Here is a 24997-nt window from a genome sequence, read left to right as displayed (position 1 = left end):
CGGAAATTAGGGCACGGAGGTGCTTAAGGTCGGAGGTCCTCAAGGTAAGGCTAGGGCTGCGGCCGCGGCCTGGCGGACTGCCGTGCTCAGGAGGTCTAGGGCCGCTGATTGGATCTTCCAACGCTGCCAGTAGAGCGGGATATGTGTGCGATGCCCAGGAACCAGTTCTACGAGTGTTTGTGCCGCGAGCCCGGCGCGGCAGTGTGCCTCCGGCATGAGGCCCCAGCCCACGCCGCGGGAAACGGCCTCGGCCAGTTGCAGGGTGTCCGGGAGGAAGTGCCGGGGCCCGGTCAGTGGTTTTCCGGTGATGGCCGCCGTGAAGTTGCTTTGCAAGGTATCGCAGCGGTCGTAGTTCAACGACGGGGCAGCATTGAGCGCCTCAGCCGAGAATCCCTGAGGAAACCATTTGGCCATGAAAGCGGCCGAGGCCACGCCACGGTAGGTCATGGCGCCTAGCGGCGTTGAGGAGCAGCCCTGGACCGGCTGTTCCGTGGCCGTAACGGCTGCCATGACAATGCCGGAGCGCAGCAGGTCCACGGAATGTTGCTCGTCTTCGCGGATAACCTCCACACCTGGCTGCCCGGACCCCGGCAGGAGCTCCAGCGCATCCAAGAACCACGTAGCCAGTGAATCGGCATTGACCACGACTGTTAACGTGTTGGGTCCGCTCACTGCTAGACCGAGCTCGGTGGCGGCGTCCGCCTCCAATTGGCGCAGTTGGCGTGCCAGTCGGTGAACTATGGTCCCGGCAGGGGTGGGGAGAATGGGGGTGGTGCGCTGGAGTAGAACCTGTCCCGCTGAGCCTTCCATGGCCTTGATCCGCTGCGAGATGGCCGACGGCGTGACGTGTAACTGCTGGGCGGCGGCCTCAAAGGTGCCATGGTCCAGCACCGCTAGGAAGGTACGCAACTGTTCGGTCTGAAAGGTTGACATTAGATTTCCTTAACTTACATGAAAAACATTAGCTGTACTGCTGATCTTTAGCCTAGTAGTTTCAATGCTTGTGACTCCATTAGATATTTTTGCGACCATGACCACCGGCCTAGGTGCTGGCCTAGCCCTCATTATTGCCATCGGCGCCCAGAATGCTTTTGTGCTGCGTCAGGGCATCCGCGGAGAGCATGTGGGCCTGGTGGTGCTGGTCTGCATGCTCAGCGACGTGGTCCTGATAGCTGCTGGCATTGTTGGCATCGGGGCCGTGATTACAGCAGTGCCTGCCGTGGTGGTGGCTGTGCGGCTGGCCGGAGCAGCTTTCCTGATTGGCTACGCTGCGCTGGCGGCCAAGCGTGCAGTGCACCCCGGGGCACTGGTTACGGGCGTGCAGGGTTCAGGGGGGCAGCAAGGTGCGCTGGGCAGGAAAGCGGCCCTGGTGACAGCGTTGACGTTGACCTGGCTGAACCCCCATGTCTATTTGGATACGGTGCTGTTGCTAGGAACCTTGGCCAACCAACAAGGAGAACTGCGGTGGTGGTTCGGTGCCGGAGCTATTGTTGGCAGCGTGATCTGGTTCAGCGCTCTGGGGTATGGGGCAAAATTCCTGCGGCCCATTTTTGCCAAACCGGGTGCGTGGCGCGTGCTTGACGGTTTGATTGCCGCCGTGATGCTTTTCCTGGGCATCAAAATGGCGCTGGGGACGTAGCGCAAGAGAGCGCAGGAAAGTTTTCCCTGAACGGCTGCGGAGCCCACGCTGAGCGTACGGTTCACCGGCCCTAGAAGAAGTCCATCTCCACCTGGAGGAAAGATTCGGCGGATTCAATGGCTGCCGTGAAGGCGTCATCCGCCGTGGGCGGTGTGTTGGGGTTGCGGGTGTACCACTCATGAACTGTTGTCCGGACATGCACAACACCTCCCTGGGCGGGCGCATAGAACAAGCCGAACCGCTGAACTGGCCACTCAGCTGAAGTTTCAATACCTACTAAAAGTGCCGCATTCAGTGCAGGGTTAAACCATTGCGCAATAGGGCGGCGCCGATCCTCAAAGAACAGCCCGGATGCATAACGACTTGCCACTGTGGGCCCCATTTCCAGGCACAGCCGGTCCCGCCACAACGGCAATATCTCCGAGTCATGGCGCTGCCACACTGCTGGGACCAGCGGCTGGTCGCTGCGAGAGCTCACACACTAATTTTAGCCAAAAGAGAGCGGCAGTTGCCAGAGGCTGTACCGATTGACCAGGTGTGGCACCCAAATGCGGGTGCGGTAGCGCTGCTAACAGGGTGTCCGGAGGCGTTATTCGCAGCCTACACCGTCGCCGTCGCGGTCAAACTTGGACTGGAACCCCGGGTCACCAACACGGATCGGGGCGGCACCGGCTGCCCGCACGGCAGTGCAGTTCTGGTAGTACACATTCGCCGGAGCAGGGGCAGGGACCTCCGCCAGCGGGGCGGGAGCCGGGGCAGGTGCAGGGGCCGGAGCTGCCTCAACCGGGGCCACGGGAGCAACCGGAACCGGTGCAGGCAGAATCACGGGTGCTGCCGGCGCAGCGGTCTGGTTGGTGGGAACTTCAATTTGGGCGCAACTATCCAGCACCTTCGCCATGGCATCATGTTCGGCCTGTGTCACCCAAAGCTTGTAGGTGGCCTTGACGGAAATCTGCCGAGCCACGTACTCACAACGGTAGCCCTTGTTCGGGGGCAGCCAGGTGGCGGCGTCGCCGGCCCCCTTCTGCTGGTTACTGGGACCGTCAACGGCCAGGAGGTTCAAGGGATCGTTCGCCAACGCTGTGCGCTGGTCCTTGCTCAACTGCTGTGCACCCTTTTGCCAGGCGTCATTGAGAGCCACCACATGATCAATTTGAACAGCGCTGCTCGTTGTGGTGCCACGGACAAAGTCAATGGTGACGGCCGCGTAAGGGTCAGCCAAAATTCCTGTCAGGACCATGCAGTCACGGGTGCCTGGCTTAAACGTCTTGGCGCTCAGATCCCGGTCCAGAATGTCATTGCGGGTGTCGCAACCATTTTTATCCACATCCGCCCAAGCCTGCCCAAACATGGCGCGGGTGTAGCCGGTTTTTGGGGCACGGCCCTTGATGGGCAGGGTAGCAAGGACCGTCAACGCCTTCGCAGCGAAGGGAGGCTGTTTGTTGGAGGCTAGCTCAGCCCCGCCAGCATCGGGCGCCACGTCACCGTCCAGCGGGGTTTCATCCTCAGAAGTCGGGGTGGCACTGGGCGTGGCGGTGGGAGAGGAGCTCCCAGCTGGAGACTGCGTTGCCATGCTCGAGGAAGACGAGGCTACAGGTGCACCGCCGCACCCCGTTGTTACTACAAGAACGGAGGCAAGCACTGCTCCCATGAGGAAATCGGTTGCCCGAAGGGAACGGGTGGTGCGGACAGCAGTCAAGGCGCAGTTCTCCTGAAAAGTGAAGGGGTATCCCTTGAGCTTACCGCGTCAGTTAGCGGTGACTTCGGCCAGGATGCTGCGCAGAATTTCCTCACCCGCAAGAACACCGCGTACCGAGGTGAGCCGCAAATGCGAGGCCCGGTAGTCGGCGTCGTGCAATTCTCCGTGAAGGGGGCGGAAGGCGAGGTGGGCGAGCTCCAGCATGCCCTGATCCAGCAGCGAATCACCGGCGGAAATGACGTTCCCAGTGCCCGTCCGCGAGACTACTTCTGCCAGGGCGGCGCGTTTGTTAATGGGCTCAGGGACGCAATACAACTTCCGGCCCTGCACCGAAACGCGCCAACCCGCCGTGGCGCAAAGGTCCACAAGCTCGCTCAGGAAGGCCTCAGGCATGGCTTCCCGGTCAATGATGGCGTAGATAAACAGGTCCTCAGCCTGGCGCAGCCGCAGGATCCACGGCGCAAACTCCGGCTTGGAAAGGTGCGCCTGAATCTCTTCTAACGGTGCGCAGCACGCCCTCAAACTGGCTATCAGCTGCGCGTTCCACGCCGTGTCCGGCGTGCCGTGATGCAACAGCACCCCACCATTTGAGGTGATGGCATATTCGGGGACAGGGCCCGGCAGTTGCACCCGCTGGTACTGGGCCTGCGTACGTGTGGTCGCGGGGACAAAACAGGCAAGCTGCTGTACCAAAAGCAGCAGTTCCTGAGCTGTTCGCGTCATGAAGGACAATGGGGCACCCTCATAAACCTCTGCAACCACCATGGCCGGGGCATCCTTATCGGCACCAGTGAGCCAGAGCGCGTTTTTGGAATAAATGAGGGTGCGGTCCAGATCGCACGCCACAACAGAGGAGTAACTCATGCGTTGGGCACCGCTTTGCCGTCGGCGCCCACAGCGCTCTTATCGAACTGCGGATGGATCAGGCCCACACAGCTGTACGGCAGGCCCGGGACTTCCTCCACAGGGGTGCCGCGCTGTTGCGCCAGCAACAAAACATGGGCCACGTCGGCCCTTGCCTCCGGGTTGACCAGCACCTTCCATGGCACCCGCCGCAGCAGCACCCGGGTGGTTTCGCCCACGCCAGGCTTGACCAGATTGACGTTGTTAATGCCATATTCGGTGCTGATCCGTTCCACTGCCGCCCACCCAATCCAGCTGGGGGCAGGTGCCGCGGTTAGGTGTTCTTTTGCCAAACGCAGCGCGTCGGGACGGACCTGTGCAAAGTGGGTGCAGACGGCGTCGAGGAAGCCGTTGGAGACATCATTGGGAGCCAACTCGGAGTAGAACTTGGCACCGTGGAAATCATGCGGATCAATGTGGTCCACGTTGTACACGGTGCGTGAAACCAGCCCGGAAACCGTGGAATTCAAACAGGCTGACGGAATGAGGTAGTCCTCCCGGGTGCCGAACATGGATACGCAGTGTCCGGGGTCCGCCAACACGGCCAGATCGTCGGGGAAACGGATCCCGGAACGTGCGGCGAAGTCATCCAAGGCTGCGCTCAGCTCACGGGAAATAGCGCCTTTACCGGTCCAGCCATCTACAAAGAGAATCCTTGCGGGGTCAAAGTTGGCTGCTAAATAGCGCAGCGCCGTCTGGTCCAAGCCAACACCGCGCACAATGCTCATGGTGAAGTGCTCCAGTTCCAAGCCGTGGATCTCCTTGGCCCAACGCCGCATCAAAATACCTATGGGCGTGCCCGCACGGGCCAGGGAAACCAGCACCGGAGCGTTGTTGCGGGCGGCCAGAGCCAGCTCGGTCACCACTCCCACGGCCGTGGCAAGCCGTGCACCGGCCCGGGTCACGGCCTCGGTGTAAAGCTTCTGATACTCGGGGCTCGGAGAGTATTCCACTGGCAGCGACTCGGCGTAGTTGGCGGCACCGGACTGGATGGCGTGTTCACGATCCGCGGTGGGGGCCTCCAATGCCAGGTGGCTGAGGTCCTTCAAGAGCCAGGTGACCTCATCGGAGGCATAGGAGCCAAAAGCAGGCCCGGTCAGGGGTGTTGGCAGGGCAGGCTGGCTCATGATGGACCTCTGATCGACTGGACGGCTGGGTTGGCTGGGCTGGGCTGGATGGCTAGATAGTTGGCTAGCTTTAACGGTTAGGGTGCGGTTCGGGGTGGTGCAGGAGAGTGGGCCGGGAGCAGAATGATCACTGCGTCATCGGCTACCTTCGTCATTGCTTGCGCCATCCCCAAAGGGGCAAGCTCCGGAACGGCACTGTGCACCACGTCGCGGCGGGAGGTGCCAGGTTCCGGGAACACCACCACAGTCCCTGGCCGCTGGCCTGAGCCGTTCAGGTTGTAGGCAAAACGTACGCCGGGACCGTCATGGGTGAGATCATGACTGGCGAATGTCAACGCCCCGGAAATGGCGTAATCATCCCGATCGATGGGCACAATGGGGGAGCGGGTTGTGGTGGAAAAGCGCACGTTATCAGCCGGACGCAGCACCTCGAGCGCCTGCGCCACCGCCAACGGCACGAACATGTTTTCCTCACAGCCCACCACCACAATGGGCCCCTGACAGTCCAGAGCCGCTAAGTGCTCCGCTACGTGCGCCGCAATTGATGCAATGGTGGCGGCGGCGGGTGGGGCAGTAGTGCCAAAACGGTCGCTGCGCACGGGGGTGACATCCGCGGCCGTGAGTTCAAGCGTCGAGAGCCGGCCTCCGGGAAGCGGTACCGTGCCTTTAGCGGCTTCTTGAGGCAGCGTCTGAATTAACGCGCTGGCACGCGCCAAAATGTCCTCCCCCAACTCGATCCGGCCCGTACCCAACGCCGTCACCGAAATTCGGCACTCCAGCTCCTTCGCGAGGGCCGTAAAACGGGCCCGGTCCACTGCGCTGCGCAGGTCAATCAGCGCAGCCACAACATACGTGGAGTGCGGCACCAGGGCGTGCAGTTCACGGATTGTGTTGATGACGGTGGAACCGGTGCTGAACTCGTCATCAACAAGAATCACGGGCCCGTTTCCGTCGAGCCAGTGCGGATCGGTGGGGACCATGGTGTGCGAGGTGGCGTGCGAATGCCCTTCCTCAAAGCCTGCCACTGAGGCTACCCCGGGCGTTGCATGGCGGGTGGAATGGATGTAGTAGGCGCCCAAGGCATTGGCCACGAGCCGCCCCAGCCCGGTGGCCGTTTCGGCATAGCCAATCACCACGGCGTCCGGCACCTGGGTACGCAGCCGCGCCACATGCTCGGTGAGAGCGGCGATAGCCGCACGCCGCTGTGGTGAGGGCGATTGCAGGACCGTGCTCAGAGCTTTAGCAGCCTGAAGTAGCGGAGCAGGGGGTGGGCTGGAGCATGGCGGGTGAGGATCGGCGTCGTCCGCCATGGCCGCGAGCCGGTCCGCGACAAAAGCACCCAAGAGTTCACCAGCAGCAATAACCAGCCCCGGTTCGGTGGGGACATGCTTGGCCAAAACCTGAGAGACCAGCAAATGAGCGCGCTTGGGGTTGCGGCGCAGGGCCAGACCCACCAGATCGGCCACGTCCACGGCGCTAGAGGGGTCGGTGTGAAGGGACACATCCAGTGCCGTGGCAACGAAGGTTCCACGCCACGGCGCGCTCACGCTGTGATCCCTTACTCCATGCCCATTCACGCCATGCTCACTTCGAGGAGGTCCACAAAAGTGATGTCAGCCGCCGCCACACCGAAAGCGTCGGCGCGCACAAGGGTGCGGTGCGCCCACGGTTGGTGTGGTTTCATCTCATTCATTTTGTTGCCATAAGGGGACGCCGCGGCACCGCCGTTGACGTTGCCGGCAATGGCCAGAGCGTCAAGATATTCCTCATGGCTGACAACGCTCATGGCGTGCACTAGAGCCACATGGGTGGGATGGATGACGGTTTTGCCCAGCAACCCGTTGGCTAAATCGAGTTCTATCTCGCGGATGAGAGTGTCCAGGTTGGCTGTCATGATGCGTTGGCGCAATTGAATTTCTTGCGGCCCCACAAACGGGGTGAGCCGCAATTGTGGGCGTAGCACCCTTTCCGTGTTGGCAAAGTGCTCCCAGACGGGGCCGGAGATAACAAAGCCGCTCTCCGGCCGGCCCAGAACGTTCACAATATCGCCAATGACACTAGCCACCACTTTGACGTCGTATATGGTCATATCGCGTGAGCGGCGCAGGCCGAAGGCGCTGGACATGTCCGTAGCGCCAATCCGGACTGAGAGAATGTCCTCCCGGTGGGCGGACAACAAGGCATGAACATTTGTCAGTGCCGTGGCACGGCTTTCGGCATGGATCACGGCCGGTGATTCCAAAATGGGCATAATCCGCAGGCGGTGCTTACCCTCCGTGGTGCCGTCCAATCCGAGCTCGGATTGGATCAGGTGCAGGGCGTGCAGGAATGCGGCCGCCACCCCTGATTCGTTGTCGAACTTGGGGATGACAAAACCTGTCAGGACCCCCGTGCTGGGCCCGGCCCGGCGGGCCACCGAGAGAAGTTGCTCAGGTGTTCTGACCCTGACAAAGAGCAGTGGTAAGGGCTCATTGCAGGCGGCGAGGACACCGAGCGCAGCGATCACATTTTTCTCGGCGGCGGCAACCTCCGCGTCAGCAATGGAGTCTTCTAAGCACAGCACCATGGACACGCAGCCAAGGTCACGTTGACGGCGCACATCTTTGACCAGATCAGGCCGGTTGGCGGGGGTGTACAGTGTCCCACCCAAGGCAACGGCCTGCAGCTCGGGGGAGCTTTCCGCCGTCAATTCCACCGGCAGCCGGTGGAAAAGTCTCGCTTCTTGGGAGGCTGTCAGGGAGCGGAAGTGTCGCATGTGCTCTTTCAAGGTGCTGCGTGAAGTAGGCATTATTTGGGCGGATGCCCTAGCGTCCGTAGGCGGTGGTGGGTGCGCGGTGAGTCATGGAGAAGTCAAACTCCTGCCAAATCTGTAAATCAGACCAGTCGTGCGGAATGGGTTCTGCCCGCAGTTCCAAGACATTGCCGATCCTGTGCAGCAGCAGCACCATTTGTGTGCCGTCAGCTGCTGGCGGCAGGGCCACGGACTCCCCGGAATACAGCCGCACTCCCATGGCGGAACTACTGCGATTGATGAAAATAGCGCGCCGCAGCTCACGGACGTGACGGAGGGAAACCAGGGCATCGCGGCCATGATATCCCACAAGCTCGCGGTTTCCGGAGGTCATGACGGCGGTGCCAGCCTTGTGGCCATCAACGCTCTGGCCACCAGTCACATGGCGCGCGTCCTCCCAGGCCACGGCGGTGCTGCCGCCCACCAGCAGAGTGCCAACGGATGACTCCAGCGCGGATAACCTCAGGACCCGGTCCGCGAGGTTCAGTTCAAAAATATCCCGGATGCCAGGTGCCTCAAACAGCAGAGCCACCTCATGGTCCTCACGCTTTGCCTTTTCCCTCTGAGCTGCCAACTTCTTTGCCCTAGGACTCGTGGACGAGTCCGGTGCCGCGCCTCCTAACACCAGTCCGGAGGGCCGCGGCGCCCCGCCCTGGGCGGCGGTTGGCGTGGCCGGTGTGGGTGCCGGTGCCGTGGCTGGTTGACGCAGGGTCAGCGACGGACTTGGAGCCGAAACTGGTGCGGGGGCGGCTGCTGCCGGGGAACGAAGGCTCAGCGAAGGGCTTGGAGTGGAAGCTGGTGCGGGGGCCGCCGCAGCCCGAATGGGTGCCTGAGCGGGAGCCGGTTTGGCGGTGCCTGGCTTGACCCGGCGACGCAAGTACGGAAGGTCTGTGCGTGGAGTTGAAGGAATGTTCACGTCGGCGGGCCTACAGGCTGATCCCGTAGTCCTTGGCCACCCCGGCCAGGCCGCTGCTGTAACCCTGGCCCAAGGCACGGAATTTCCAGTCGTCGCGGTGCCGGTAGAGTTCGCCGAAGATCATGGCAGTTACTGAATCCAGCTGACTAACGGCAAGATCAAAACGGACAAGCTCGCGGTTCTCAGTCGTGGCTACACGGATGTGGGCGTTGCGCACTGCCGCAAAAGTGCCTTGGCCGCGAAATTCCGGGTCAACGTAGGCCAAAAAGATGATCTTGGAAATATCCTGCGGAATCAGGCTCAACTCAACATCGATCTGTTCTTGATCGTTGCCGCCCACAAACGTCACGGAAGCATCGGCGCTGACAAGCTGGTTGAAAAATACCAGATGCTCATTGGAGACAGCCTTGCCGTCTGAATCGCACATAATGGCGAAGGGGACCAGCTCTGCCTGCGGGCCATGGCTCGGGATGGTATCCCAACCCATGGCCACAAGAACCTGATTCAGGCCCGGGTTTTCAGCTGTCAGGGCCGCATTGGCCCCCGCCACTAGTGATGCCACGATTGGCCCTCCAAACGCAATGGATCTCTCTCTGTTGGGGGTGGTTGAAGCTGCAGGGCAGCGTCCTGGGCCGAGAACTTGTCAGCCAAGAAACGCCCATGAGTGGAAAGTTCCTCCACGGCGCCAATGCGGATCTGATTCAGCAGGTCCGCCAGAGTCAGTTGCAAAGTGGCCAGTTGCTCCGCAAAAAGGAACGTTGCGGGGGACTCTTCGTCATGGTGTGCAGGAGGCAGCGCCAAGTAGGCCTGCAGCGGGGTGGGGACGTAGCTGCAAATCATGGCGTTGAGCAGCACGCGCTGCTCCGTGGAGCAGCCTCTTATGCCAATATCAGTCACGGCCTCGCGCATCAGGTCTCCCAAATGCCGCAGCTGCGAGGTGATCAAAGGGGGAAGCCTGCTGCCGGAACGGCGCACGGCTGCCCGCAAATTGTCCACGGAAAGGCCCATTTGGGCGATTTCCTCCGCCACCGGGTCAACTGCAGGTGAGGCAGGTGTTTGGGGCGCTTGGCCACCGCCAAACCTGCCCCCCACAAAACGGCCAATCATTGCTTTACCCTTGCTTCGTCGTCGTACGTTTCAGCCTACTCGCGTTCCGACTGGCGTGAACGCTCCAAGTACGGTTTTGCCTTGGCAAGACCATCCTCGAGGGCGTGCACAGTGCCTTCCATGTTTTTGGCGGCCGATGCGCGGAAGGTATCAATGGCGTCCATGGTCTCAAAGACGTTGTCGAAGGCCTTCTGCAGCGTCTCAACGCTGACACCGGAGCTGGCAGCCTGCTGGTGGATGCGCACCGTCTGATCCTTGAGCATCTCTGAAGTCTTCAAGATCATGTTGTTCGTGGTGGTGTTGATGGCATCGATCTGATCCAGCACCATTTTCTGGTTCGCCAGGGCCTGAGCCACAATCACGGCCGTGCGCAGCGCCGAAATGGTGGTGGTACGAGCCCTGTCAACACCCTTGATGAGTTCTAAGTTGTTCTTGCGGATCAGGTCCATGGCCAGGTAGCCCTGCACCGAAACTGCCAGCTGCGTCAGGATGTCCTGATGGCGCTGGCGGATGGGGAAGAGTACATCGGCCTCAAGCTTTTGAGCCTGCTCAATCTGGCCCGAGGCCCGGGTGGCGTCAATCTTTTCAACACAGGCACCATCCAACGCCTTGGCGAAGACGGCGTATTCACTCAGGCTCTGCATGGTTTCCCACAGCTGGACCTTTTCCCCTGCCAAGGAGGCGTTGTCCTTGAGGAGTTCATCCTGGCCGGCCATGAGCGATTTAATGATGGCATCGAGCTGGGTCTGCGCCGATTCGTACTTCTGGAAGTACTTGGCCATCTTGTTGCCGCCGGGGATGAACCCCAGAATTTTCCGGCCAACACCCAGATCGGCGTTGTTGGGCGTCAAGGATTCCACCGTGCTGCGCAGGTCATTCAAGGTGCCAGCCACCTGGGCCTGGGCACTATTGCCGCTCTTCTTTGCCCCGGCAACAGAAGTTGATGAGCGTTCCAGCATGCGGCTTGAGGCATCCGAAGAGTTGGTCATCTCGCTGCCGGCCAACTTTGAAATACCGTCCACCTTGGTGGTGAATTCGGGGCTGCGGGCATCAAAAGTGGCGATCTCCGCGATGAAGTCCTTGGCCTGACGGTTGATTTCACTCTGACGTTCCATCGGAACGGGAACCATTCCGGGTGCTTCGTCAGCCACGACGATCGCGGGGGCGTCAGGGGCCTTTAGGACAAGAGCGGTTTCGGCTTCGGTGGGAGGGGTCAAAGGAGAAGTCATGGTGAGATCCAATTTTCCAAATAGTTGGAGGTTGCGGCAAATGCTAATTTATGGCTGAAGCCCGTGCCACGCGAAGAGCTGTTGGCACGGACTCCAGCACGCTGGCGCGGTTGGTTAACCGAGCGGGACACCGAAGTCGGTGGCGATCCCTGCGAGGCCGCTGGCGTAGCCCTGGCCCACTGCCTTGAACTTCCATTCGGTGCCGTTGCGGTAAATTTCCGAGAACAGCATGGACGTCTCTGGGGCAGCGTCCTCGCTCAGGTCAAAGCGCACGATTTCTTGCTCATTGCCCTGGTTGACCACGCGGCAGTACGCGCCACGGACCTGGCCAAAGTTCTGACCACGGGCTTCTGCCTGGTCAATGGAGACCACAATGACAATGCGTTCGACGTCGGAGGCGACCTTGGTCAAATCAATCAGGATCTGCTCGTCGTCACCTGCCCCGTCACCGGTGCGGTTGTCACCGAGGTGTGTCACCGAACCGTCCTTGGCAGCGGGCTGGTTGTAGAAGATGAAATCATCGCCGGACCGGACCTTGCCGGATGCGCCGACAAGGAGCGCCGAGGCGTCTAAGTCAAAGGCCTCACCCGTGGTGGTGCGAGGATCCCAGCCCAGGCCGATCAGGGCCTGCTGGAGGCCCGGGTCAGTCTTGGTCAGGGAAAGGTTGTTGCCCTTGGCAAGCGAAAGTCCAGCCATGAGATCGTGTCCTTACGTTGTTAGTGGTCGGCGGGTTGCCGGGTGCGCTCGTGTGGTGCGCGGATCATTCCGCGCACCACAGATGGACTAGTCCAGGACGATTCCGTAGTCGGTTGCAATGCCGTGAAGGCCACTGGCGTAGCCCTGACCCACGGCACGGAACTTCCATTCGCCGCCGTTGCGGTAAATTTCAGCGAAGACCATGGTGGTCTCAGATGCGGCGTCCTCGGAAAGGTCGTAGCGGACAATTTCGTGGTCATTTTCCTGGTTGATCACGCGGCAGTAAGCGTCACGGACCTGACCGAAGTTCTGGCCGCGGGCTTCCGCCTGGTCGATCGAGACAACAATGACCACGCGGTCAATGTCCGAGGGGACCGTGGCGAGGTTGATCAGGATCTGCTCGTCATCACCGTCACCCTCACCCGTGCGGTTATCTCCCTGGTGCACAACCGAGCCGTCTTTGGACTCGAGCTGGTTATAGAAGATGAAATCGTCATTGTTGCGGACTTTGCCGCTGGCAGTGACCAGAATTGCTGATGCATCCAAGTCGAACTGGTCACCGCTGGTGGTGCGCGGATCCCAACCCAAACCAACCATGGCCAATTGCAGGCCGGGATCGGCCTTGGTCAGGGAAAGGTTGCTGCCCTTAGAAAGTGTCAAAGATGCCATAAGAACTGAACTCCTCTAATTACAAAAGTGCCGCTAATAAACTAAAACAAAAGAGCCTTTGGCGAAACCCTACAGTGCGTTGGCCGCGGGCTGGATCAAGTCCATGGCAGTGCGCCCGTTGGCGCGGTCCCCAATGGCCGTGAACTTCCAGCCGGTTCCTTCCCGGGAAACCTTGGACATGATCATGGCTGTGTGTGTGCCGGCATCCGTCAGCTGGAAGCGGGCCACCTCGGGGGAGCCTGCTGTGGAGTCATCGATCAGGCGGCAAAACGCGTTCTCGATGGTGTCAAAGCTCTGGCGGGAGTAGCTGCTGATCACAAAGACAATCTGGGCAACGGCAGGAGAAACCTTGGCCAAGTCAACCAGAATGGTCTCGTCGTCGCCTTCGCCTTCACCCGTGAGGTTGTCACCGGTGTGCTGGGTGGAACCGTCCTTGCTTTGCAACTGGTTGAAGAACACCGTATCAACAGCCTTGCCACTGGCATCAAAGAAGATGGCCGAAGCGTCCAAGTCAACATCAGCAGCCTTTTTCAAACCACCGAAGAGTCCGCGCTTTACCGGGGCTGCAGAGTCCCAGCCCAAGCCCATCCGCACCCGGGTGAGGGCAGCGCCGTCGTTCTTTTTCAGTGAAAGGGCCTGGCCCTTTTGCAAACTAAGTCCCATAACGTTTTGCTCCTAGTGAATAGCAGTGGAAAAAATTGGCTTGAGGGTTAGCGAGAGAGCTGCCCAACAGAGGTTTTGGCAGCCGCGACCCGCTTGTTGCGGACAATAGAGGAAAGGAACGCTGCGCCGATGAAGAGGACTCCAATGACGCCTGTCACTATCTCGTTGACCTCGATGCTGATGGTCAGCAACAAGATGATGGCCAGTGCGCCAATGGCCCAGTGGGCGCCGTGGTCAAGGTATTCATAGTCATCCAAGGTGCCTTCGCGGACAAGGAAAACCGTCAGTGAACGGACAAAGATGGCACCGATCAAGCCCAGACCCAGGGCGATGATGATGGGGTCGGAGGTGATGGCGAAGGCGCCGATCACGCCGTCGAAGGAGAACGAGGCGTCAATGACTTCAAGGTAGAGGAAGAGCATAAAGGCGGCCTTGCCAACAGCCTTGCCCACACCCCTATTTGCCTTCTTGGCGATTTTTGCCGCCTCGGCGTCGATATCGTCCGCATCCGAATCACCGTCACCGTCGACGTCGAAAAGGTCACCGAGGCCGTTGACGAGCATGTAGGTGACCATGCCGAGGATGCCCGCAATCAGGACGTCAACCTCCTTGCCGGGACGGACCATGAGGGCCGAGGCAACAAGGATCAGCAGGGCGATCGCCATGGACGCACCGTGCAGACGGCCAATGAACGCCAACGGCTTTTCAAGCCACTTGATCCAGTGCAGCTCGCGTTCTTCGAACATGAAGTCCAGGAACAGCATCAGCAAGAAGACACCACCAAAGGCAGCGATTTGCGGGTGTGCATCATGGAGTAAGTAGGCGTAGCTGCCGGGCGTGTGGATATCGCCCTTTTCCAGTGCGAGCGAGATGGCTTGCACCGGGTTGAGATTGGCCGTAACACCAACAATCAACAACGGGAACGCGATGCGCATACCGAGCACGGCGATGAGAATACCGACTGTGAGGAAGATTTTCTGCCAGAACTCGCTCATCTTCTCCAGAATGCGCGCGTTGACCACAGCATTGTCGAAGCTGAGGCTGATCTCAAGAACACCGAGGATGGCACAGAGAATAAGCGCTTCAACGCCACCGTAGAAGTAGGCGACAATCAGTGCCACCGCGGTGATCCCGAAGGACCAGCCAAAAGTTTTTATGAACACGCGCTGACAAGCTCCTCAAGATATCCCATGAACTGACTCAGATCAGGGATTTGGTCGATCTGGATAGGCGATGCAACGCCTCGCGGCGCTGGCGTGGATCGTGCAAACTCAATTATCTCCATTCACGCTACATATTCCTAATGGTTGGCAACGCTAAAACGTTCCATCATGTCACCGAAACTAGTGACAAACATTGTGCCCTTCCCCACTGACATTTTGCGTTTCGTGTTGTGCATACGGGATTCTCTGGAACGTTCGCAGGTGGCAGCTTGGGCGTTGCGGACGGCATAGATGCGGCCTTGAGGGCCAAGAATGTCTCACCCCCGCCCTAGTGTGGGCAATCAGCTCAAAGGTTCCTACCTTCCTCACTGAAGTTCCACGAGTTCTTTGAGGATTCTTGGGGTTTCTCTCGGCAAATGAATGGTGTGCATGGACAAGGCAGGGGCATGAGCAAGGCGGATCTGATCAGGGCACGGCCCTTTCAGCCGGCTTTGCGTGGCATTAAAGTTCCGGCGTCACAAAAACCCGGTATAGCACCTCTTGAAAGTCTCCCGGGACTTATAGCGGTAGACATTTGTCCGGAGAGTGGTCAAATGCCTACTATTACCACAGTGATGGCGGTCTCAAAGTTAAGTAACTGTGCGTGCGTGCGCGCGGGAATTTTGCTTTCACCACGGATCGTCCAATATGCGGGGGAGCAGCACCATGTCTGACAACGGAAGGCCATTCGATTTTGGCCAGTTTGGTGGCGCTAGTGCCCCGGGCAATGCGCCCTCACCCGCGGGTGCTTCGGGTAGCGCCAATCCATTCGGTGCTGTTGGTGCTGATGGTGCTGACCGAAATGTCTACGGCGGGTCTACTCCTGCCGGCTTCGGTACTGGCATGGCGGTTGGCGGCGGTCACTACGACGGCGGCTCCGCACCCCTGCGTCCCACCAACGCACCTGTTGTTTGGCTGTACGCGGCAGTTGCCGCCAGCATCATCGCCATGCTCGTGGCACTCCTGCTTGGCAGCACCGCAGCATTCGCCATTGGCGCCTGGATCCTGGCAGGCCCCATTGCGATCGCTTTGGTAGCGGTTTTTTCCATCCAAGACACGCGAGCACGCACAGCCGCGTTGTATTCCTCCAGCGGATTTGTCTCGTGGCTCTACCGCGGGGCCATTGTGCTTAGTCTGATCGCCGTTGTGATCAGCGCCTTGAAGATCGCTGATTGGGTGGGACGAATCTAAATGAAGCGCATACTTTCCCTTTTAGCTGCCACGGCTCTGGCCCTGCCAGTAGCGGGCGTGTTGGCAGCCCCGGCACAAGCCGCTGACGAGTCCCCGGTCCGTCCCGTGACCATGGTTGATGACTTTCGCGCCTGCATTGCTGGTGGTGGGGCCACTGACATGCTGCTTTTGGTAGACGAATCGGCCAGCCTGGGTGACCGTGACCCGGCAAATGCCCGTGTCACGGCGGCAGAGTACCTTGTTAAGCAATTGGCAGGATTCACTGACGGTGCCGAAAGTACGCTCAATGTTTCCATCAGTGTTTTTGCCAACGAGTACCGCAACGTCAAGGATTGGACTGCCCTGACCCCGGCCACCCTTCCGGATCTGCAAGGAAGCATTGCGTCGCTGAAGTCCATGACCAAGGGCATGGAAACCGACTATTGGACAGCATTGGACGGCGCGCGCCGGGACCTGGCTGCGAAGGCCGCTACCAGGGGTGATGCCCCGAGTTGCCAGGCCGTGGTCTGGTTCACCGACGGCGGACTGAACTTTGAACCCCGCACCACCGACGCTGCAAAGAAAGCCTTCGGAAGCAACAAATCCTTCGCACCTGACTTAGAGCTGACCACCCGGAAAAACACCATCGAGGCCGGCAAGCTCGCGGCCGAGGACATCTGCCGCGCCGGCGGGTTAGCCGATCAGCTACGTTCATCCAAGGTGGCCATGTTCGGCATTGGCCTTGGCGGGGCAACCCCGGAAGAGGCTGAGTTTAATTTCATGAAGTCCGTTGCCACCGGAACTGCCGGTAAAGGCGGGACCGAGTGCGGCAAGTTGACCACCCCGATTCCCGGTGAATTCCATCTGGCCAGCGGGATCGACAGCCTACTCATGGCCTTCGACGGCATCAGCTCACCAGGGCGCAGCCCCCTGGTTCAGACAAGCGGCATCTGCCAGATCGATTTCTGCGAAGACCAGGCGCATCGCTTTGTCCTTGATGCCACCACACCTCAGGTCCGCGTGCTAGCCACAGCCGACGCTGATGGCATCACGGCGTCCATGGTGAACCCTGATGGCAAACAAATCCAGTTGCCGCGTGGCGAACTGAACAAGGAAACCAAGCTTGCTGATGGCCAGAACACCATTCTTTACACATGGCTGTCAGAGAAGACGCTGACAGTGTCGATGAAGTCCGGTTCCTCCGGAAAGGGCTGGAGTGGGCTGTGGCAGTTGGGGTTCACCGATCCTGCGGGAACATCCAAAGACAAGGTGTCCAAGTCAAGTGTTCACATCTCGGGAAATCTCCTACCTGTTTGGCTGAATCCGGACGAGACACCCCTGCACGTCGGGGACACCGTCCCGAACGCACAATTTGGGCTCGTTGATCAAAACGGCGATGCCGTTGACGCCACTTCGCTGCTGGGTACCGCGCAATTGACTGCAACGCTGGTCGATTCCCAAGGCAAGGGCACCGTGATTGTCAGGGAATTGGACAAAAATTCATTGGGCACAGCTGCCTCCATGGATTTGAAGGATCTTCCCGTGGGCCCGGCGCAGATGCGCCTATCCCTGACACTGACCACAGCCCCCACCACGTTCAAGGGCAAGGACGTCCCCGGCACCGTGTTGGAGCCGGCCATGGTTTCCGTCCCCGTCACCCTGACTCCACCAGCTGACTTCCCTGTGCTGGGCTCCAGGGTGGACTTCGGCCAGGCCGAGGGCGTGCCCAACTTGAACGCCAAACTGGCCGCTTCTGGTTCGGGTTGTGTCTGGCTCCCGGACGGGCAGGAACTGAAAGTAGTTGCATCGCCGTCGGATATCGGTGGCTCGGCCATCACCCTGGGTGAGGCCAAGTCCGCGGAAAGCTGCATCAGCATCACCTCCGGTGCGGACCTGCCCCTGACATTCAAGGCCGAACATGCGGGCAACGGCTCCATCAACGGGACCATCACCATGATGATCGCCCCCGATGGTGAGCCGGCAAAGGCTATGGCCGTTGAGGTGGCCTTTACCGCAAGTCTGGCCAAGCCGCTGAACACCACCAACTTCATTCTCGCCCTAGTAGTGGCACTGATCCTGGGACCAGGCATCCCACTACTACTGCTCTATGGAGCCAAGTGGCTGGTGGCCAAGATCCCCGGCAGCTCGCTTTCTGCAGAGCTGATCCCCATCACCGTGGCCTACGGGCAGCTTGAACGTGATGGCGGGCCGTTTGCGTTGCGCCCCACTGACCTCGTCCAGCTAGTCCCCATGGAACCGGGCGGAACCCGCTCCCTCAGTATTTTCGGTGTCGACTTCAAGGCCCGGACAGGCCTCTCACCCTTGGGGACCGGCTACGTGAGCGTTGAATCCCCTAACCGGGTGGGTATTTCCTCCGCCTACCCTGGTGCTGACAGCACGGGCACGCAGGCGCGCCTGCCCCTGGCCATCCACAACCACTGGGTGTTACTGCGTGACAGGGGCACCGATCCCCAGGCTGGCTACGTACTACTTCTGGCCAATGGTGATATTTCAGCTGCGCGCAGGCAGACCCTGGAAGATGACATCAAGCGCCGTTTGCCCGAAATGCTTGGCAGGCTCAACGAAGCTGCCACCGAACCCGTTTTGGAGCCGGCACTCGCCGGAGCCGGCGGTGATGGTGGCTTCGGGGGATTTAGCCAGAACACAGGCCAGGGTTTCGGCCAAGATGCCAACCAGCAGCAGGGTTTTGGGCAGGGCTTTGCATCAGGGCCTGCCCAGCAGCAGGGCTTTGGCCAAGACCAGAGTTGGGGGACGCCTCCGGGGCGGGTTCCCGGACCTGAGGAAACACCGCCTGCTGGACCGTACAACCCTTGGGGACCACCTGGTGCCTAGCGCCTGCAGACTCACCTTCTTCAGCATTTTTTCACTCTAGTTTCAGGACAGGCAGACCAATAATGCGCAAATTCCTAGTAGTGGGTTGTGGCGGATCCGGCGGATCGACCCTGGCATTCATGATGGACCAGCTCAAGTCCGAGCTAGCAGCACACGGAGTTGATTCAATTCCTGCAGGCTGGCAATTTGTTCACGTTGATGTCCCAACAGCACCTGACACTGATATTGCCGGTATTGGGACTGTCTTCCAGCAAGGTGGAGATTATATTGGCACCGGCCCCGCCAGCGGCAGCTACTCCATTTTGGATAACGCCTTGAGCCAAACACTCAACCAGGCCTCCGCGCTTGGCGAAATTGGCACATGGGCACCGCGGGAGCCAGAACGGATCCACACACCGATCCACAGCGGTGCGGGGCAGATGCGTGCTGTTGGCCGCATGATTACGCTGAGCAAAACCAATGAGGTCCGCAGCGGTCTAGAACGCGCCTTCCAGCGACTAAATCTCGTTGAGACGAACACCGAAATGGCTTCCCTGAACGTTCCCGGAATGGGCGACTTCCATCAAGCCGATCCACCCATGGTCCTAGTGGTTTCCTCCATGGCAGGCGGTGCCGGCGCCTCCATGGCACTTGACGTTTGCAGACTCCTCTCGCTGGTTCCCGGCGTCACGCCCTCGATGATTGGTGTCTTCATGGTGGCGGCGGATGCCTTCGACGGTCTTCCGCCGGCAGCCCGTGGAGGGGTACGTGCCAATGCGTTGGCCATGTTGGGTGAGATTGTTGCCGCACAGACAACAGCCGCTGCCGGACATGACACGGCAACCTTGTCCGCATTGGGCCAGAAGAACGGTCTACAACCCGGGCTACCCTTTGCCCGTGTCTTCCCGGTGGGCCGCTTTGCTGGCGTTTCCCGGACCATGTTTGGTGATGGTAGCCAAAATACGCTGTATCGCGGCCTAGGCCGCGGCCTTGCCGCCTTGATGCTCAGCGGGAAGGCTTCAGGCGACTTCATCGCTTACGACCTCACTAATAACTCCACCGACAAGCCTGCATTGCGTGACACCTTCGGGTGGGGCGCCAGCTCGGAGAACCTGGCCTGGGGCGCCTTTGGCTTTGCCAGTTTGAGTATGGGCCGTGATCGTTACAGTGAGTATGCGGCACAGCGTCTGGCTCGTACAGCTGTTGACAGGCTTCGGCTCGGACACATGCAGCCTGGCAGTACGGCGTCATCCATTGATCAGGTCAATGCCCTGGCGGATAGTCAGTGGAGCAACATTTGCCGCGCCATGGAACTGCCGGTTCCCAGCGGCGTCGTCATCAACCAAAACGATGTGCAAGCTTGGTTCAGCGCATCCGCATTCACCCGTGAAGACGCCGCCCGGATCTCTAACTCCATTACGGACGAGCAGATTGTGCCCTACATTCCGCAGGCGGGAGGTGTCCCGGCTAGTCAGTGGCTGGGCGGCCTGCGTCAACGACTGCACGAGCGCAAACCCGCGCTGACCAATGTGGCTGTCGAAGCCGCCTACCACTGGGGCTACGGCTACAAGGATCACCTGCTGGCCCGTTTCACCACAGTGGTGGAAGATTCAATCAGCCAGTTCGGGTTGCCCTACGCCCGGATCGTGGTGGACCGTATTGAAGCACTCATCAAGGAGCAACTCCTGGGCACGCTGGAGACCATGGCCGCTTACGGTGTGCCGCCGGTGGCAGCCATCCCGCAACAGTTTGAAACCGAGATTGCCATGATGAAGGTCATTGCAAACGGGCAGGCAGTCATTGACCGACTCGTAGACATGCTGCGCGGGCAGACATCGAATCTGCTCCAACTGCAGGTAGGCAAAACGATGTCCACCGTGTTGTCCGCCTTTGCCAGCGAGGTTGTGGGGCCCATGCGCGAGGCGCTGAGCGAATCCTTGACCATCCTGGATCAAGCCCAAGCAGCACGTCCCACCGCAGTGGGGCTCGCCAACGTTGCCACGAACCAGTACTCTGCCTGGCCCAGCGATGACAACCTTTCGGTGCCTGCCCGCTTCGATGTGGCAGATAACGAAATCCTGATCACCGAATCCAAGACGTTCTCCACACAATATGAGAATGACATTGTGGAGGCAGGTTCGGCAGGCGCCGGTCAGCGCGGCTTCAAGGAGGGCCAGTGGCTTGCTGTGGGCCAATCTATCAGGGGCCTTTGGCCTGTGGCCGGCGGAGATCTAGCCCCGGGCGGTTTGATGGAGCAGCTCACGTCCTGGCAGCCTGCAGAGTTCAACCGTGACCCCTTGACGGCCAAGCCCCTAACACCGTCTCGGGCATCGTTCCATGTGCATGTTGCTCCCGCGGAACTACTGGACCGGGCCCGTAAGTTCGTGGCTCGCAAGAACGAATCCTTCGACAAATTCTGCTCACTTTCACTGCGCGAGTACGTGAGGGGAACTGACGCGCGGCCCTCGGAAATCCCTGAGCGTCAGCGCGATGTGATCGCCAAGTTCAACGAGACTCTCAACCGTGCAGTGCCGCTGATCAGCGTGAACCGTGAAGTAGTGCAACAACTCCACACTGACGATGTGAAATACCGTTTCAAGTTCTCCTCCGTGCCCTTCGGTGAATTGGATGAGGTATCCGCCGCATTATTCTCAAAAATTGCTGAGAATGATGACATCGCGGAGGAAACAGCGGCCATCCTGGCCCAAGCCATGACAAGCGAGGACAAGGTCCAGCGGATCGATATCTTCGGCTCGTACCGCAACTACTCGCCGCTGGTCTTTGATTCGGTTCTGGCCCCCGTTGCCCAGCAATGGGCGGGAACATCATTGCCTGAACGCAAGAGCTTCTGGAGCCAGCGCCGCTCACGCCCACTGGCCGCATCCTTGCCCATGGGCGATGAAGAACGGCAGGCCCTCGTATCAGGCTGGTTCGTTGCCCAAATCACCGGCAGGCTGCGCCTGCCCGAACCGCCCTACACCTCAGCCGTGGAAGTCTGGGACGAGGAAAACAAGCGCTGGTCCCAATTCCCCAACCCGCTCCTTACACCGCCCTCACAGTTCCTGGCCAAGTCTTATGATTGGCTCCCGGCAGTTCTGGAATCGTACCTGCTAGCCGTAGCGAACACGCACCAAACCCCGGTACTCTCCTCCATGCGGCCCTACAACTTGCTGCGGAGTATCTATGACGGCAGCATAGAGGAGCCGGCGTCCGGCCTGTTTGAAATCTCGGCAGTTGACGATCTGGCCCAGTGGATCGCGCGGGGCCAGACGAAGTCGGGCATGGCCGGCCGGGTGCCGGAACTGACCGCGAACAGCACCATGGAAGAACGGTACGAGAACACTGCCAAGTGGCTCACGTCCATTCGCGACCTAGCAGGGGTTCATTTCATGGAACCCGAATATCTCGGAGCGCCCGGTGGTGGATCATTCTCGAAGATTCAGAACCGTAAGACGGCGGCATCAACGCCCCTGTTCCGTGATATTGCCCCAGATATTTTCGCAAGTCTGGGTGGTTTGCTGGAACATTTGGAAATAGCCTACAAGAGGGCATTGTCCGGGCCCGAATCCGGTCCGGATAGCATGGGCCTACCTGATTTGGGGGCGTTCTAGCATGGCAGCCTTGAATGTTCTTGTTGCCGCAAAGGGGCAGTTGGCCGGTCTGCGAGAGGTCCTCACTGACTGGTCAGGGCTTAGGCTGGTGGACGGCTTTATTTGGGTGGAACAGGACATGGTCACTCCCACCGGCATCAAAGGCATTGAAGTCATCGGTGGAAACCAGCGGGCTGTGAGCTTGCAGTCCATGGCCGCCGCAGCGGGCAACTACGACCGCATCCGGGTAGCCGTGCTGGTTAATGCCGCCGAGGGTGCCTTGCAGGTTCCGGCAGACATTGGGCAGCGGATTGCGCTGTTCCTTGAGTCATCTTTCGGCGGCAGGCCAGTGACTCGGGTCAGGGCCGTCACGGCGCGGATCCAGGATGTAGAGACGGTCCAGGAATTTGCCCAGGAGGGTTGGCACAACGTGGTGTTTGCGCCGGAAGAATCTTCCGGTGTGAACCAGGGGCACAGTCTGCTGTACTCCACCACCGATCCCTTTGACCTTGGCCGGCATGCTGCTGTGGGGTGCGCTGGAATCCTGGGGATGTGGCACGGCATGGAAGGTTCGGTGCTGGACCATGAAATGCCATTGCCAGGAAGTAATGCCCGTCTGGTGCGCTCCTTCTACCGCAATTTGGATGCCACAGCCGTAGAGCAGGAACTGCGTTCCCAGGTAACAAACGTTGGGGAGCGGCTCCCGCTACCAGCTCGAATGGGATCCTCAGCTATCTACATTGAAGATGTTGCACTGGCCTCACGGACCATGGCCGAGCAGTTGTGGACCAAACACGCGCATGTGCTCCAAGGTCCGAGGGAACAGCAGGTGGTCTCTACAGCCAAACCGATAGGCGCCTGGACGGCGCTGAAAATGATGTTTGGCTTTATTTGGGCTGCTCTGAAAAATGCGCCGCGCAACTGGGTCAACAGCATGGCTGTGCGCATCAAGTCTCAAGCCGCAGCCACCGTTCATTCGGTTGTGTTCGGTTCCGCCCCGGCCCAGTACACGGTAGTTGTTGATGGCATTGCCCCGGATGGCATGCCTGCCTCGTGGCTGGATGTCCGTGAGGCAGCCATTGGACTGGATAAAGTGCTGGAAAATGCTGGCATGCCGCGTGAACACGAGATCCATGCGGATCTGTCCTCTCTCTGGCAAGACTATGCCGCTGGCGCGTTGACGCTGGCGGATGCAGGAGAGCGGGTACCGTCACTGCCGCCTGTCCAGATCGGTACCGAGCGTGGGGTCCTGCGCAGCCCGCATTCTGCCGTTCCACGGGCTGCTGACAGCTTCTCCAATGTTCCCGCCCATCTGAATGCTTCCATGTCATTGAGTCCGGTGCCGCCATACGATGTGATGGGAATTTACAACACCGAACAGCGGCTGCAGACGGCCAGTGCAGACCCCAATCTTGGCGTTCCAGCAAGTACCGCACTGAATGCAATGCGCGGCTGGAAACAATACTTTGCCGATAGTTACGCCGTTCACGTAGGAAACCGGATAGCACAATTTCTGATCTCCACCACGAGCGAATTGCAGGTGGTCCTTCAAAGGATTCGCCAGGCCGGCGATGCTGCGGACAGCCTGGCCCCTGTTCTGCAGGCACAGAAGAAACTGGCCACCTGGATGAAGATCATCCTGGGCATTGCCGTGGTTGCAGTCATCGTTACAGTTGTTTTGCTACTCACCGCCACGATCGAGGGAGGCGTTGCTGCGGCCATTATTGGCGGCATTGTCATCCTTTGGTTGATCACGGCACTAATTGTCTTCATGCGAGGGCAACGTGAACTGTTCAGGCTGCTCAACGCCCGTAGCGTCATGCTGGAACAGGATGAGATCAACCGCCGGAACTTACGCCACATCCTTCGTGATTTGCGGCGTTTGGGGGACACTTACAGCCAGTTCTTGGCGTGGTCGCACGTAGTGGGCAATGTGTTACATGAACCCTTTGGCAAGGTGGAGGGGCAGGGTGCTGTCAAGGACGTGTACGTGCAGGGCCTGCCCTTGAACGTAAAAGTTGGCAGTGCCGCAATCCAGACCCAGTCCATCAGCATGGCTGCAGCGCAGCTCCGCCAAGGCATATTTTCCACCGGCTGGTTGAATCAGTCCTGGACCACTGCCATCAATGGTGCGCCCGCTCAATTGGGTGCGCGAGGCTTTGAGATTGCAGGCAATCCGGATGTGCTGTTCCGCCAGCAAGGCGACGGCGACACTTCCCTGCTGCCTTTGTGGATTGCGGCGTTGGATGAGCAAGGGATCAACAATGCTGCCAGTCACGAAGTCTGGAACCGTGTGTTGGCTGAACTGCAAACCACGCGTTCGGACCTTGCCGAAGGAATGACTTCGGCTGTCAACGAGGTCCGTGGAGCAACGGTGGTGCAGTCCACTTTGGCAGCGTTCATGTCGGGCATGAGCCAGGCGGATGCAGCCATGCCGAGCCAGTTCGACGGCGAGGTGCTCACCGATCTGGGACGTAACTCAGGCAAGGGCCGCGTTGAACGCAGCGTCCCATTCCATGCCCGTAACGGCATGAGCCAATGGGCCGGGCTGGTTCAGTTGAGCCAAGGCATCGGTGCGCACGAATTCAAGGCCTATAGGGAAGCCCCGAGCGGTCCCAAATGGTGGGAAAGCTCTGCCGAGCAGGGTGTTCCCACACCTGAGGTTTGCAACGTCGAGGTGCCGGATGGGCCCGTCTTCTAGACCACGGCGGGACAGTACTATTTCGTCGTCGTCCTTTGACAGCGGGAGGACAGCAGCGGAAAT

General features: G+C 59.8%; 20 protein-coding genes. 5 read left to right on the top strand and 15 right to left on the bottom strand.

The window, feature by feature from the left end:
• Positions 1-39 precede the first annotated feature (39 nt).
• The gene (locus tag RY113_RS11000; protein ID WP_315914570.1) at positions 40-933 is read right to left on the bottom strand and encodes a LysR family transcriptional regulator ArgP; all 894 of its coding nucleotides are present in this window, start codon (positions 931-933) and stop codon (positions 40-42) included.
• A gap of 70 nt (positions 934-1003) precedes the next feature.
• Between RY113_RS11000 and RY113_RS10995 the strand changes: the two genes are divergently transcribed.
• Positions 1004-1639: a LysE/ArgO family amino acid transporter gene (locus RY113_RS10995; RefSeq protein WP_396334235.1), complete on the top strand. Its 636-nt coding sequence runs from the start codon at positions 1004-1006 to the stop codon at positions 1637-1639.
• A gap of 70 nt (positions 1640-1709) precedes the next feature.
• Here RY113_RS10995 and RY113_RS10990 read toward each other — a convergent pair whose 3' ends face one another.
• The 14 genes from RY113_RS10990 to RY113_RS10925 all read right to left on the bottom strand — a co-directional run bounded on the left by RY113_RS10990 (position 1710) and on the right by RY113_RS10925 (position 14602).
• Entirely contained in the window at positions 1710-2117 is a 408-nt protein-coding gene (locus RY113_RS10990; RefSeq protein ID WP_315914567.1) for a hypothetical protein, read from the bottom strand.
• Positions 2118-2228: 111 nt separating this feature from the next.
• The gene (locus tag RY113_RS10985) at positions 2229-3212 is read right to left on the bottom strand and encodes a DUF1524 domain-containing protein (RefSeq protein ID WP_315914566.1); all 984 of its coding nucleotides are present in this window, start codon (positions 3210-3212) and stop codon (positions 2229-2231) included.
• A gap of 174 nt (positions 3213-3386) precedes the next feature.
• The gene (locus tag RY113_RS10980; RefSeq protein WP_315914565.1) at positions 3387-4202 is read right to left on the bottom strand and encodes an HAD family hydrolase; all 816 of its coding nucleotides are present in this window, start codon (positions 4200-4202) and stop codon (positions 3387-3389) included.
• Positions 4199-5368 carry a cysteine protease StiP family protein gene (locus RY113_RS10975; protein WP_315914564.1) on the bottom strand — a complete coding sequence of 390 codons (1170 nt, stop codon included), beginning with the start codon at positions 5366-5368 and terminating at the stop codon, positions 4199-4201. The genes RY113_RS10980 and RY113_RS10975 overlap by 4 nt, the downstream gene beginning before the upstream one ends.
• 77 nt (positions 5369-5445) lie before the next feature.
• Positions 5446-6915 (bottom strand): phosphoribosyltransferase domain-containing protein, encoded by a 1470-nt coding sequence (locus RY113_RS10970; protein WP_315914563.1) that lies wholly within the window; start codon positions 6913-6915, stop codon positions 5446-5448.
• 26 nt (positions 6916-6941) lie between these two features.
• Entirely contained in the window at positions 6942-8123 is a 1182-nt protein-coding gene (locus RY113_RS10965; RefSeq protein ID WP_315914562.1) for an HpcH/HpaI aldolase/citrate lyase family protein, read from the bottom strand.
• Between the two features lie 49 nt (positions 8124-8172).
• Positions 8173-9075 (bottom strand): hypothetical protein, encoded by a 903-nt coding sequence (locus RY113_RS10960; protein ID WP_315914561.1) that lies wholly within the window; start codon positions 9073-9075, stop codon positions 8173-8175.
• A 10-nt stretch (positions 9076-9085) separates the two neighbouring features.
• Complete coding sequence (locus RY113_RS10955; RefSeq protein ID WP_315914560.1) at positions 9086-9637, bottom strand: TerD family protein; 552 nt, start codon at positions 9635-9637, stop codon at positions 9086-9088.
• Positions 9625-10182 (bottom strand): hypothetical protein, encoded by a 558-nt coding sequence (locus tag RY113_RS10950; RefSeq protein ID WP_315914559.1) that lies wholly within the window; start codon positions 10180-10182, stop codon positions 9625-9627. Before RY113_RS10950 ends, RY113_RS10955 begins: the two co-directional genes overlap by 13 nt.
• A 35-nt stretch (positions 10183-10217) precedes the next feature.
• A complete protein-coding gene (locus RY113_RS10945; RefSeq protein WP_110105753.1) occupies positions 10218-11411 on the bottom strand; it encodes a toxic anion resistance protein in 1194 nt (397 codons plus the stop codon).
• A 114-nt stretch (positions 11412-11525) separates the two neighbouring features.
• The gene (locus RY113_RS10940) at positions 11526-12107 is read right to left on the bottom strand and encodes a TerD family protein (protein WP_110105754.1); all 582 of its coding nucleotides are present in this window, start codon (positions 12105-12107) and stop codon (positions 11526-11528) included.
• Positions 12108-12194: 87 nt separating this feature from the next.
• Positions 12195-12776 (bottom strand): TerD family protein, encoded by a 582-nt coding sequence (locus RY113_RS10935; protein ID WP_110105755.1) that lies wholly within the window; start codon positions 12774-12776, stop codon positions 12195-12197.
• A 69-nt stretch (positions 12777-12845) separates the two neighbouring features.
• Positions 12846-13439: a TerD family protein gene (locus RY113_RS10930; protein WP_315914558.1), complete on the bottom strand. Its 594-nt coding sequence runs from the start codon at positions 13437-13439 to the stop codon at positions 12846-12848.
• A gap of 47 nt (positions 13440-13486) precedes the next feature.
• On the bottom strand, positions 13487-14602 hold the full coding sequence (locus RY113_RS10925; protein ID WP_315914557.1) for a DUF475 domain-containing protein: 1116 nt from the start codon (positions 14600-14602) through the stop codon (positions 13487-13489).
• 705 nt (positions 14603-15307) lie between these two features.
• On the opposite strand from RY113_RS10925, the gene RY113_RS10920 reads away from it, so the two are divergent.
• The 4 genes from RY113_RS10920 to RY113_RS10905 all read left to right on the top strand — a co-directional run bounded on the left by RY113_RS10920 (position 15308) and on the right by RY113_RS10905 (position 24934).
• A complete protein-coding gene (locus RY113_RS10920) occupies positions 15308-15832 on the top strand; it encodes a hypothetical protein (protein WP_146213017.1) in 525 nt (174 codons plus the stop codon).
• Positions 15833-18664 (top strand): VWA domain-containing protein, encoded by a 2832-nt coding sequence (locus RY113_RS10915; protein WP_315914556.1) that lies wholly within the window; start codon positions 15833-15835, stop codon positions 18662-18664.
• Positions 18665-18726: 62 nt separating this feature from the next.
• Complete coding sequence (locus tag RY113_RS10910; protein WP_315914555.1) at positions 18727-22254, top strand: tubulin-like doman-containing protein; 3528 nt, start codon at positions 18727-18729, stop codon at positions 22252-22254.
• Between the two features lies 1 nt (position 22255).
• Positions 22256-24934 carry a hypothetical protein gene (locus tag RY113_RS10905; RefSeq protein WP_315914554.1) on the top strand — a complete coding sequence of 893 codons (2679 nt, stop codon included), beginning with the start codon at positions 22256-22258 and terminating at the stop codon, positions 24932-24934.
• Positions 24935-24997 lie beyond the last annotated feature (63 nt).

The sequence above is a fragment of the Arthrobacter sp. lap29 genome, from assembly GCF_032458965.1.
Taxonomy (GTDB): Bacteria; Actinomycetota; Actinomycetes; order Actinomycetales; family Micrococcaceae; genus Specibacter; species Specibacter psychrochitiniphilus.
The sequence above is the reverse complement of the archived record's forward strand: the minus strand, read 5'-3'. Positions and strand labels throughout refer to the sequence as shown.

Bases quoted from the DNA above. Each gene is read 5' to 3' on its own strand.
- RY113_RS11000 (WP_315914570.1), bottom strand. From the start codon at position 933: ATGTCAACCTTTCAGACCGAACAGTTGCGTACCTTCCTAGCGGTGCTG.
- RY113_RS10985 (WP_315914566.1), bottom strand. From the start codon at position 3,212: ATGGCAACGCAGTCTCCAGCTGGGAGCTCCTCTCCCACCGCCACGCCC.
- RY113_RS10980 (WP_315914565.1), bottom strand. From the start codon at position 4,202: ATGAGTTACTCCTCTGTTGTGGCGTGCGATCTGGACCGCACCCTCATT.
- RY113_RS10975 (WP_315914564.1), bottom strand. From the start codon at position 5,368: ATGAGCCAGCCTGCCCTGCCAACACCCCTGACCGGGCCTGCTTTTGGC.
- RY113_RS10965 (WP_315914562.1), bottom strand. From the start codon at position 8,123: ATGCGACACTTCCGCTCCCTGACAGCCTCCCAAGAAGCGAGACTTTTC.
- RY113_RS10950 (WP_315914559.1), bottom strand. From the start codon at position 10,182: ATGATTGGCCGTTTTGTGGGGGGCAGGTTTGGCGGTGGCCAAGCGCCC.
- RY113_RS10945 (WP_110105753.1), bottom strand. From the start codon at position 11,411: ATGACTTCTCCTTTGACCCCTCCCACCGAAGCCGAAACCGCTCTTGTC.
- RY113_RS10940 (WP_110105754.1), bottom strand. From the start codon at position 12,107: ATGGCTGGACTTTCGCTTGCCAAGGGCAACAACCTTTCCCTGACCAAG.
- RY113_RS10935 (WP_110105755.1), bottom strand. From the start codon at position 12,776: ATGGCATCTTTGACACTTTCTAAGGGCAGCAACCTTTCCCTGACCAAG.
- RY113_RS10930 (WP_315914558.1), bottom strand. From the start codon at position 13,439: ATGGGACTTAGTTTGCAAAAGGGCCAGGCCCTTTCACTGAAAAAGAAC.
- RY113_RS10920 (WP_146213017.1), top strand. From the start codon at position 15,308: ATGTCTGACAACGGAAGGCCATTCGATTTTGGCCAGTTTGGTGGCGCT.
- RY113_RS10915 (WP_315914556.1), top strand. From the start codon at position 15,833: ATGAAGCGCATACTTTCCCTTTTAGCTGCCACGGCTCTGGCCCTGCCA.
- RY113_RS10910 (WP_315914555.1), top strand. From the start codon at position 18,727: ATGCGCAAATTCCTAGTAGTGGGTTGTGGCGGATCCGGCGGATCGACC.
- RY113_RS10905 (WP_315914554.1), top strand. From the start codon at position 22,256: ATGGCAGCCTTGAATGTTCTTGTTGCCGCAAAGGGGCAGTTGGCCGGT.